Origin of the sequence: Secundilactobacillus similis DSM 23365 = JCM 2765 (genome assembly GCF_001311075.1) — a bacterium.
Lineage (GTDB): Bacteria > Bacillota > Bacilli > Lactobacillales > Lactobacillaceae > Secundilactobacillus > Secundilactobacillus similis.
The window spans coordinates 63,339-74,492 of record NZ_BBAD01000006.1; the positions used below are offsets into that span (position 1 = coordinate 63,339).

At 46.1% G+C, this 11,154-nt stretch carries 5 protein-coding genes and 1 pseudogene; 4 read left to right on the forward strand and 2 right to left on the reverse strand.

The window, feature by feature from the left end:
* Positions 1 to 84: 84 nt before the first annotated feature.
* The 4 genes from JCM2765_RS16985 (at position 85) to JCM2765_RS02560 (ending at position 9,618) form a co-directional block, all read left to right on the forward strand.
* A complete protein-coding gene (locus JCM2765_RS16985) occupies positions 85 to 261 on the forward strand; it encodes a hypothetical protein (protein WP_156301649.1) in 177 nt (58 codons plus the stop codon).
* Between the two features lie 348 nt (positions 262 to 609).
* Positions 610 to 3,123, forward strand: a complete 2,514-nt coding sequence (locus tag JCM2765_RS02550; RefSeq protein WP_054733378.1) for an adhesive domain-containing protein — start codon at positions 610 to 612, stop codon at positions 3,121 to 3,123.
* Positions 3,089 to 6,958: a prealbumin-like fold domain-containing protein gene (locus tag JCM2765_RS02555; RefSeq protein WP_156301650.1), complete on the forward strand. Its 3,870-nt coding sequence runs from the start codon at positions 3,089 to 3,091 to the stop codon at positions 6,956 to 6,958. Before JCM2765_RS02550 ends, JCM2765_RS02555 begins: the two co-directional genes overlap by 35 nt.
* Positions 6,959 to 7,059: 101 nt before the next feature.
* Positions 7,060 to 9,618, forward strand: a complete 2,559-nt coding sequence (locus JCM2765_RS02560) for a DUF7601 domain-containing protein (RefSeq protein WP_054733383.1) — start codon at positions 7,060 to 7,062, stop codon at positions 9,616 to 9,618.
* A gap of 74 nt (positions 9,619 to 9,692) precedes the next feature.
* On the opposite strand, the gene JCM2765_RS02565 is transcribed toward JCM2765_RS02560, so the two are convergent.
* Positions 9,693 to 10,454: an ABC transporter permease gene (locus tag JCM2765_RS02565; protein WP_054733385.1), complete on the reverse strand. Its 762-nt coding sequence runs from the start codon at positions 10,452 to 10,454 to the stop codon at positions 9,693 to 9,695.
* A pseudogene (locus tag JCM2765_RS17780) lies at positions 10,447 to 11,096 on the reverse strand (ABC transporter ATP-binding protein). The gene JCM2765_RS02565 and the pseudogene JCM2765_RS17780 overlap by 8 nt, the downstream one beginning before the upstream one ends.
* Positions 11,097 to 11,154: the final 58 nt, after the last annotated feature.

Genomic DNA, 11,154 nt, shown 5'->3' on the forward strand with positions numbered 1-11,154 from the left:
TAAACTACAACGTATGACCGGTACGTGATCGAGTAAGAAATCGAGTTGTGTAACTTCCTTGGCTTTGAAAAGGGGGGCTTGGGTGTGGCAAAACGTTACGTTGTCACCAGACCAAACGAGCACATTGTGCACCGGACGGATAGCCTTCAAACGGTTACCCAAATTACTAAGCGACCTAAGTGGGTCGTAGAACAATATATTAATAGTGACAAGTTGCTTGATGGCTGGAAGATCGTCGACCAGAATCAGGTAGCGAGTTAGGGGAAAGCCGCTGATACTGCAGGAATGTAGGTCAGTGGCTTTTTTTGTCGAGTATGTGGTGGAAGTCCCTTAGGTGCAAGTCCCTGCCTCTCGGAACACGTTTAGGCTACATAACAGTCCCAAAGTAACACGGGCTTACACGCAAATCCTAAAGTAAGAAAGTCACGCAATCCTTACCAACTAACACCACAGCCACCAACTCAAAAACCAGAATCTGACCCAAAATGCAACTCATTTGCGCTTCATAGTTATTTCAAATTTTGGTAATAATTCGGGCATATGTATTTGTTACGCTTAATGCATGGAATAAGACCGTGTTGATATCAAACTGAAAAGGAGCGAACGACCATGGTGACTAAAATGCTGATTCAAGTCATATCGGTAGTCACGTTAGTATTCGGCACGTGCTATCAAAGTGTGCAAGCATTAGCCAGCAATACCAAACGGATCGAGATTCAATCCGCGAGGCTAATCGATAAGGATAACACGGCCCCCGCAACGGTGAAGGCGGGAAGCGAGCACGAGTTGGTGGTCAATTTGACCATCAATAATAAGGACGGTGACCACGAGTCTGGGACGACTCAACTCTGGGTGCCGGAGCAACAATTAACACTATTGGAAAAGAAAGCGACGTTTGAGCCAGAAACAGCGGCAGATAACGCCCGTTTAGTTTATGAAAAATTATCGAACAATCAGCTGCAATTAAGCTGGCAGAACGTGACAAATACCGCAACGTTCAAGGTTGAATTGCCGGTCCGTGTCAACCACGCAATGACGGAAATGCAGTTACCCATTGCGGTGGGGAGTGCAACTGACTACCTCCAACCGTTGACGGTATTGAACGAAGATGCAACGGACGATGCAGTGGCTGAGATTACGGGTGATCCGGGCTTGCCGGGCAATATTTTGGCGAACCTCGATCAGTATTTAACTGCCCAACAAGCCCAAGAAGAGGCCGAAGCTGCGGCTGCCAAGCAGGAAGCGGATGCGGCAGCGCAAAAGGAAGCCGAAGAACAAGCCAAAGCGGATGCTGCGGCGAAGGCTGAAGCTGAAGCAGCGGAAAAGAAGGCCGCGGAAAAGAAAGCGGCTGAAGACAAGGCTAAGCAGGAAGCTGAAGCTAAGGAACAGGCTGAAAAAGCCGCGGCTGCTAAGAAGGAGAAGGAACAGCAGGAAGCGGATGAGGCTAAGGAGACTGCGAAGACTAGGATGACTATGAAGACGCGGTCGGCTGAAGCCACTGAAGAATCGAAGAATGGTGAGGAACGGGAAAGTAAAGATAGTAAACTGGATACGACCGGGAAAAACATCGCGGAATTTCTCAAAAATGATAATGGTCCCGCGAATAGCTTTTTCAATCGGGTTCAGTTAACGGATACAGATACCAAAGAAACAATCAACGTTGAGGACGGCGATAAAATCAACGTATCAGATAAGGCTAATTTTACGCTGCACTATGAATGGGATACGGGTACGATTCGTAAACTGATAGCAGGTAAGCATAAATTAGCCGTTAACGACTACTATACGTTTAAAATTACTGGTCTCAAAATCGAAAATGAAGTCACGAGTAAAGATATTCTGGATAAGAATAGCGGCGATACATTAGGCCAATATAGTCTCAAGAAGACTGGTGAGAACGAATATACGGTTACCGTTAAACTCACTAGCGATAAAATTGAAATTACGACTGTGAACTACGTCATGGATATCGAACAAGTAACGATTCCTGGTGACGATATTGAATTTGAATATAACGACGGCGCAATTTGGACGGCAACACCGGTTGAAGAAAAGAGCCTGTTAGCAAAATCTGGTCAATTCGTGGGTAGTAAAGAAATTCGCTGGACGATTGGAATGGATACTAGCGAAGCCAAAGTGGGTAAGAAAATTCAATTCAGTGATATTACGTTAACGGATGAGTTGAAGACGAATAACCACGATTTAAATGAGGATAATCTTCGATTCACTGCAGAGTATGAAACTGATGGTAAGGATGTGAGTGATTACTTTAAGCCGGAAGTTGCAGGTAATCGCTTAACAATTAAAGGTACGAAAGATGTTGCGGTGGAAGACAATCTGGTATTTACGTTTGTGACAACGTATAAAGGTAGTAGTAATACTGAATTTAAGAATGGTGTTAAGGGAAAGATTGGCGACAACCTTAATATTAAAGAAGTTACTGCAACAATTCAGGCCAATTCGGTAGGTAAATCATACAAAGGTTATGATGATAAAGATAAAACCTATGCTTGGCAAATTGAGACCACTTTGAGTTTGAGTCAGTATCCTAGCACTCAGGTTGAAGAACTTTTAAAAGGGTTAGTGATTAAGGATGAAACTCAAGGTGCCCACAAATTTAGTGAGAGCAAACTAGATCTTGAGATGAAGATTGGGAATACCGCAGTAGATTATTTAGACTGGTTCGAAGTGGATATTACTGATCAAGGCAAGTTCATGACGCTCAAGGTACATGATAAGGCGGATATTAAGGATTTACGTGACAAACTAATTGTTAATGGCGCGGATCAAAAAATAGTCTTAACCTACAAGACTGAAAAAGATGGCGCGGGAAACATTGCCAACGTTAAAAATAGTGTGTCACTTGAATTTGATGGTGAAAGTCATTCAGGAAACGCTGGTGGTAGCGATAAGTACATTACCAAATCCGGTGAATTAGATTATAAGTACGACGAAAAAAACGCAACGATTAACTGGACCATTACGGTGAATCCAAAGAAGTACGCATTTAATACGCTTGAAGTTGTTGATGTTTTACCTGAAAGAACTATCGCTGACGTTGAAGCTGTAGTTATCACCGAAGATGCTGATGGCAATAAAAGTGAAGCGCCGTATACTCCGTAAAGGGTATGTTGAAGAATATCCAGTTATTGGAGATAACTTTTACGAGTTTAAGACAGGTGAAAATGATGCAAAACGTGGCGCAATTCAGTTTAATTTTGATTCTTCATATTCCGAAAAAGAAATCACAATTAAACTAACGACCCAACATGCTTGGGATGACTTGGGTGAAAATTACACTTACAAAAACGAAGCTGGTGCACGATTCGATGATAACTGGTTTGGTTTCGCAGATGGCAGTGTAACCATTCAAAAAGAGATTGGCGATAATGTTTACAAAGACGGTGACATCCAACTCGATAAGTCTGATGTAAGCCCAGAAAACGCCAATAACCAAGTTGAATGGACAGTTGGCTTCGGGAGCCGGTTACGGACGACGTTTGGTCATGGTGCAAATCAAACTAACGAAGTTCAGATTCGGGATTGGCTGAACGCAAATGATTCTTCATATCTGTCATTCCCAGAAGATGAAGATGCTTACCAGTTGTACGAAATGAAACATACTCGGAACGGTGATAAGTATACGTTCTCTAAAGACAAGCTAATTGACAAGCGTGAATACAACTTAGTCATCAAAAATGATCCTGAATCTAAAACTGGTAAAATCATCACGATTCAGTTCACGGATGAAGCTAAGGTTGAAGGGTATCGACACCTATCACTAGTATTTGCAACGCCAATTGATTTAATGGCTTGGCGACCAAGTGACGATCAAAAAGAACTGCCAAGTAAGTATGACTTCCATAATAATGCGGTAGTGACGTATGGTGGGAAAGCTTACGGCGAAGTTGAAGCGACGGTTGGCTTTAGTTCCGATAACGTTTACGGCAAAAAAACCATTGAAAAAGCAGAAGGCAGTCAAATCACATGGAATGTACTTCTAAATGCGCTTGGCAAAGACCTCGGCAGACCAACCATTACGGATAAGGTGAGCGCGGGGCATGTGCACTCGGCAAACTTAGATGACATTGAAGTGTCCTTGGTAGATGTTGACTATACCTCAGATGGTACAAATGGCTTCGATTTTGAAGTTAACAAAGACAATCAGGAAATCTTAGAGCGTAACAAGGATTACACGGTTGATATGACGGATGATGTCATGACAATCAACCTCAAAATTCAAGTTAACCGGCCGTTACAATTACGTTATAAGACGGTAGTTAAGGACTATCAATTAGGTAGTTACAAGAACGAAGTGAGTTTAAGCGGAAAGGGTTACAGTCCAACCTTTAGCAAAACCGCTACGGTGACGGCATCTGCTTGGGCAGACAGTTTCTTGGCTGCGTTTACCAAAATCGATGGTGAAACTGATAAGCCACTTGCTGGTGCTAAGTTTAAGTTGCAGTGGGACCGGGATGGTACGGGCGTTTGGACGGACGCTAAAAATATTGATGGTAAAGCATACGATGTTGTGACGTCAAACGAACTGGGTCAAATTCAGTTTGAATTGTTAGGCGATTTTCCAACTTACCGTCTGATTGAAGTTGCAACACCAGCTGGTTATGAATCAAGCCAGATGGCACCGCTCGAATTCGATAAAGACTCGTATGATGCACTCAAAGGCCACCGACCAGTCATCAAAAACTGGGACGTAAAAAAGGCTGACCTTGTGATCAGCAAGTCCGTTAAGAATCTCGATAAACAAAAGTTTGAGTTTGAGATTCAAGCGGTGACAGGAACTGGTGACGCAAGGAAAGTCGACACTGATTTCAACGGCACGTACAAGCTGGATAACGGCAATGAAGTCACGTTTGAAAATGGTGTAAGTACCAAGATCGGCATTGCGAGTGATAAAGAAGTGACGTTAAAGAACTTACCAGTCTACAAAGCTACCCAAGATGGTAAGGGCGACAAATGGCAATTCATCGTTCGAGAAGTCAGCGAGTCGGATGAATATAACACGCTCGTTTGGCTGAACAATGAAAAACCGTTAGCTGGTAAAGAAACGGCACCGTTTAAATTAGACGAAAACCAGGCTAATTCAGTAATGGTATTCTTCAAAAATACAGCCGATACTGGTAACCTACGCTTGAACAAGTTGGTAATCAGTGATGACTCGGCTAATGAAAAGAAGGACTTCGAATTTACCATCACCGCAACTGAAGGAAAAGATTCGGTTGCCGGCGAAACATTTAAAGCAACCGGTCGGTATGAAGAGGTTGAATTTAACGATAAAGGCATTGCAACCGTGAATTTACGGCACAATGAAAACGTTGAGATTCTCGGCTTACCAGCAGCAACTAAGTTTAAAGTGGAAGAAGCCCACCACCCGAACTTAACGGCTGATTGGTCAATCGATAACGGTGATTATGAAGAAAGTGCGATTCCAGAAGTGACGATTGCGGCAGATAAAACCACGTTGGTCACTTACCGTAACTCGGACGTGCTGACTGGCCGGATTCGGCTTGAAAAGTTAATTTTGGGTGACGTTAAAGCGGATCAGAACTTTACGTTTACTGTAAAAGCGGATCCTCAGATTACGGCTGGTCAGTATACGATAAGTGTCTTTAAAGTTGGCGATAACCAACCGCTTAAAGAAGCAACGGGCAACTTTGAAGATGGCGAGATTAAAGTGACGTTACGCGGTAACCAGTATGCGATGATTGGCGGTTTACCACTGACGTCGAAATATACAGTGAGTGAAACTAATCCAAATACTGATGGCGTTAAAGGAATCGAAACAACTTGGGAAACTAGCGATGCTGACGGTAAGGATCTGATTGCTGATGAAATTACACTTGAAAATAAGAATACGGTTGAACCAGTAATCTTCACTAACGCCTTACCAAATGGCGACTTGAAGCTAAATAAGAAAGTGCTCAGCAGTTACCCAGTTGATTCGGAGAGGGAATTCGACTTCACCATTGAAGCTGAGACGAACAGTGATATTGAACGGCTTAAAGACAAAGTCTATCAAGTTGAAAATCACGATTTGACTTACTTGACGTTCAACGCAGACGGCCAAGCGAAATTAACGCTGAGACACAATCAAAGTGCGTTGATTAAAGGCTTACCAGTAGGCGTACAGGTCAGAATCACTGAAAAGTCAGACGCAAACTTCAGCACCACTTACCAAGTTGGCGATGGCGATAAGGAAGACCAGGATGGCGACGGTCCGACCGTGACCATTTCGGATGAAAAGACCGAAGTAGTTAAGTATGAGAATACCCGTCATCCGGATGGCAAACTCTATATCGAAAAGATTGGTGAAAACTTAAATACGAAACAAGACTTCGATTTCAAGATTAAAGCTTTGGACAACGATGAGTTAACCGGTATTTACGATGGCGAACTCAGACAAAGTGGTAAAAATGAAGCAACTGATTACGGAGTTGAGTTTGAAAACGGCGAAGCCAACATCAAGCTTAAAGCTGGTGAGTATCTGATTATCCCGGGCTTACCACTCGGCAACTACGTCGTTAGCGAAAAAGCAACTGACGGCTTATCAACTAGCTGGACAGTAACTGGTCAGGAAGGGTCTAACTCTGATGAAACTGACGCAGTTGGCGGCTACTATGAAGCTGCTCCAGCAGAGGTGACGGCGAAGACGACGCCAAAGGTGGTTTACACGAATAGTTTGATTACTGGTAAACTACACATCGAAAAGATTGGTAAAAACCTGACGACTAACCAAAGCTTCAAATTCAAAATCGAAGCGAAGGACAATGATCAGTTAACTAACACTTACGATGGCGTTATCAAACAACGTGATGATACTGAAGCAACGGATCACGAAGTTGAGTTTGAAAATGGTGAAGCTAATATCGAACTAAAAGCTGGTGAGTATCTAGTTATCAGCGGTTTACCACTTGGTGACTATGTATCAGTGAAAAAGTAACTGACGGCTTATCAACTAGCTGGACAGTAACTGGTCAGGAAGGGTCTAACTCTGATGAAACTGACGCAGTTGGCGGCTACTATGAAGCTGCTCCAGCAGAGGTGACGGCGAAGACGACGCCAAAGGTGGTTTACACGAATAGTTTGATTACTGGTAAACTACACATCGAAAAGATTGGTAAAAACCTGACGACTAACCAAAGCTTCGAATTCAAAATCGAAGCGAAGGACGATAATCAGTTAACCAAGACTTACGATGGCGTTATCAAACAACGTGATGACACTGAAGCAACGGATCACGAAGTTGAGTTTGAAAATGGTGAAGCCAATATCAAACTAAAAGCTGGCGAGTATCTGATTATCAGTGGCTTACCACTCGGTAACTACGTTGTCAGTGAAAAGGCGATTGATGGCTTAGCAACCAGCTGGACAGTGACTGGACAGGAAGATGCTAACTCAGATGAAATTCCTGCAATTGACGGTTACTATCAAGCTGAACCAGCAAAGGTGACGGCAAAGACGACGCCAAAAGTGGTTTACACGAACAGCTTGATCACTGGCAAATTACAAGTTAACAAACACGTTGCCAGCCAATTAGACAAGGACCTAAACGCAACCTATACGTTTGATCTAGAAGTAAATGAAAGTGATGCAAATCGCGTCAACGGCAACACTTATAAGGTAACCGGCAACGATAAGCAACCAGACCTGACATTTGAGGATGGCAAAGCGGTTCTTCAAATTCAAGGTGGCGGTAGTGCGATTGTAAACGGCTTGCCAACTAGTATCACGGTATCAGTTAAAGAACGCGTTGAAGAAGATGGCGACTTAGCAGCCAGCTGGTTAGTTGGTGCTGGTGGTAAATATGAAGATTTGACCACTGACAACTACCCAGAAGTTGAAATTCAAGCTGATAAGGACCGGGTTGTTTCCTACAAGAACACCCGTGACCCCGATGGCCAACTTCAAATCGAAAAACAAGTCACAGGTGCAGTCGCCGATGAAGATGCAAGTTACGACTTCATCATCGAAGCAATCGATACCGCCACTACTGATGGAACAGAACCTGATGATGGCGACACGACTGAACAGCCAACCGAAACTGAGGATGGCGATGGGGACACAACGGAACAACCAGTCGGCGATGAAACTTCGACGGACACGCAACCAACCCCTGAAACACCGACCCCAGACGCAACCAACCTCCTCGACCTTAACGGCAACTACTCAGTGCTGATTTACCAACGCGGCACGGATAAACTGCTCCACAAGGACACGGTTGAATTTGATAAGGGTCAGGCAACCTTGGCACTTAAAGCGAATCAGTATGCGGTAGTCAACGGCTTACCACTACACACTTACCAAGTGCGCGAAGTTGATCCGGAAGTTGCCAACATGTCAACGAGTTGGTCATTAAATGGCGGTAAGTTGACGGCGGGCCTTCAAGCGGATGCGCATGAACTGACAGCTGATGGCGTGATGACGGTGTTGTTCAACAACGCAGTTCAAACTGGTGACCTGTCGATTGAAAAACAGGTGACGGGTGCGGTGACTGAAGCGGATGAACAACAGGCTTACGACTTCACGGTGACGGCTTACCGGGAAGCTGCCGATGGTGCGGTTGAAGTGGATACCGACTACAACCAGCAACACGCAGCGACCTTAACGGCTGCTAACGGTGCAGCAACAACGATTCGGCTGGATTTAACGAAGGGCGAATTAGCCGTTTCACTTAAAGCGGGTGAACGGTTGACGATTCATAACCTTGATGAAAACCGGGTGGTGACCGTGACGGAAACGCCGTTAGCGGACTTCATCACGACTCATCGAATCGGTACTGAAGCCGTGACAGCTGGCAACGAAACGCGCCAGATCACGATTGGCGATGATGTGACGAAGCACGTGACCTTCATCAACGACAAGCCAGCAACGCCAGAAGTGGCTTGGCTCTCATTGACGAAGTCGGTGCTAGGCAGTGCGGGCGAAACTGACCGTGGGTTCGACTTCACGGTTCAATTAGTCGACCACCTCCAACAACCAATCACGGGTATCGTCAAAGTGGTGAAGACAACGGCAACCGGCACGTACGTCAGTGGCGAAATGCTGTTTGACGATCACGGCACAGCGACGGTAACGTTGCAACACAACGAAACCGTTAAACTGGAAGTGCCAAATGGTGCCCACTACCAGATTGCTGAAACGGATTACAGTGCGGACGGCTACGTAACGACGACCAGTCAGGGTGGCAATCCTGAACGGACGGGCTTAACGGTAACCGGCATTGCGCACCAAGTTGATCCAAGCACAGCGCTGGTGGTTTACTACAACCGCGCGGACACGACGGATCCGGATGATGAATTAGCGCATACGGATACTGAGGATGACCAAGCGATGCCAGAACTCGTTGGCCCAGCAACGGACGATGGTAGCGGCACAACTGGCATGACGGGCGCGAATCCACAAGCGCATACCGGCACTGGTGGCACAGGCACATCAGGCTCGGTGGCACCACAGGCTTACACGAGCGGTAGCAGCAAAGGTATTTTGCCACAAACTGGTGAGTTTCTCAGAAATCATTGGGTAGCAGTCTTGGGTTGGCTGTTGCTGATGGTGCTGATTGGGATGATGGTTTGGCGTTACCGGTTGACTAAAAAGTCATAGTTAGGTGAGTGATAGGCAGTCAAAAAAATGGCGCCGATGACCAACGAAAAGGTTGGTTATCGGCGCCGTTTTGCTTATACGCGCAACTGCATATCCGCATTATAAAACTGGGTGTACGTCAAATAACACGCAATGACGCTCCCGATACTCGTCGACGCCAGCAACATAAACGTCACCATGATCTGGTACATGATGGCCTTGGTAGGGTCGACGCCGGCGAAAATCAAGCCGGACATCATGCCGGGTAGGCTGACGATCCCCACCGTTTTAGCGGAGTCGATGGTTGGCGACATCCCGGTGCGAATGGCCATGCGGACAATGTGGGAGGAGGCCTGTTTCAGATTAGCGCCAAGTGCGAGTCGCTCCAAGACGCCTTGCCGCTGGTCGTGGAAGCTGGTGTTCATGCTGCGGTAGGCTAGTCCAATCGCGACCATAACGTTACTGCTGATCATGCCGGAAATTGGGACGATTTGGCTCGGCGTGAATTTAACCGCTCCGGCCAGTACGAGGAGCACGATGGTCAGTAGCGTTGCAGTACCGATAGCCAGTAGACTGATGGGAAATGCATGGGGAATCCCGTTGGCGCGCTTCTTGGCATTTTGCGCGGCGTTAAAGATGATGATGGCGACCATGAGGGCGGTGAGCCAGACGCGGTCGACGCGGATGATGTAGGTCAACACGTAACCGACGACGGTTAACTGAATCACGGCGCGGATGACGCCAATCACCATATCGCGTTCGAGGCCGATTTTTTCCTTTAAGTTAATGGCTAGCGCGATGATGACGAGCACGATTGCAAAGCCTAGCGCAGTGGGGCTAACAATTAAATTATTCATGGGCATCCTCCAATCGACCAGCTTTGATGGTAATGAGTTGCTCGGCGGCCGTAATCTCTGTTTCGTCGTGAGTGACGGCAATGACGGTCACGCCTTGATCTCGGTATTGGTTGATCAACCGGTGAACAACGGCTTTAGTATCGGCATCGAGGCCGGCGGTAACTTCGTCTAACAGCAAGACTTCCGGCGTAAACATCAGGTTACGAATCAGCGCCACCCGCTGTTTTTCGCCACCGGAGAGTTCGGTGATGGGCTGCGTCAGCATTTCCGGCGCAAGGTCAACGTTGCTAACGCTTGTTGCGCCTGTTTTTCGTCAAATGCTTGGTTGCGGATTTCGAATGGAAAGCTAAGGTTATCCTGAACGGTATCGCCGAATAGGGTCGGTTGCTGGAAGCAGTAGGAAACTTGTTGGCGGTAGGTTTGTTTCGGGTAGCTGGATTGGGGTTGGCCCTGAAACAGGATCTTGCCGGCCGTTGGTGTGAGTAAAGTGGCTAGTAAGCGTAACAGGGTACTTTTTCCGGAGCCGGATGGGCCAACGATGGTGAGGTTGGCACCGGTTGGGATGGTTAAGTTGATGTCGGTGAGGATCGGTTTGTTGTCTGGGTGGTAGCTCAGGTTTTGGATGTTGAAGATGTCGGGCATGGTGGCGGTTCCCCCTTTTGAGTTGGATAGAATAGATTGATTCTATTATAGCTTAAAT

Coding starts and splice junctions, on each gene's coding strand:
- JCM2765_RS02550 (WP_054733378.1), top strand. CDS start 610: ATGGTGACTAAAATGCTGATTCAAGTCATATCGGTAGTCACGTTAGTA.
- JCM2765_RS02555 (WP_156301650.1), top strand. CDS start 3,089: ATGGCAATAAAAGTGAAGCGCCGTATACTCCGTAAAGGGTATGTTGAA.
- JCM2765_RS02565 (WP_054733385.1), bottom strand. CDS start 10,454: ATGAATAATTTAATTGTTAGCCCCACTGCGCTAGGCTTTGCAATCGTG.